This is a genomic window from Shewanella electrica (genome assembly GCF_022321485.1).
Lineage (GTDB): Bacteria > Pseudomonadota > Gammaproteobacteria > Enterobacterales > Shewanellaceae > Shewanella > Shewanella electrica.
Window position 1 is genome coordinate 1 of sequence record NZ_JAKOGG010000824.1, and the last position, 231, is coordinate 231.

At 48.1% G+C, this 231-nt stretch carries 1 rRNA gene; it reads right to left on the reverse strand.

Features of this window, described 5'->3' with window-relative positions:
* Nucleotides 1–64, reverse strand: a 5S ribosomal RNA gene (gene rrf / locus L9G74_RS22160); the annotation flags it as partial.
* Between the last annotated feature and the right edge of the window lie 167 nt (nt 65–231).

The following is a 231-nucleotide window of genomic DNA, read 5'->3' on the forward strand; positions in this document are numbered from 1 at the left end:
GATTGTGTTTCACTTCTGAGTTCGGGATGGGATCAGGTGGGACCACAATGCTATTGTCACCAGACAAATTCTGTTTTTGCTCTTGCGCTTGCTACTCGCTGTGTTGGCTGCCTTACTCAGCGCTGTGCTGCGACCTCCATGGACGGAGGAAATGTCTTAAATTGTCTGGAACAATTTAGACGCTGTACTTTATGTACATTGCGCTGCTCACTTTGTCGTAGCGTTGCCAAC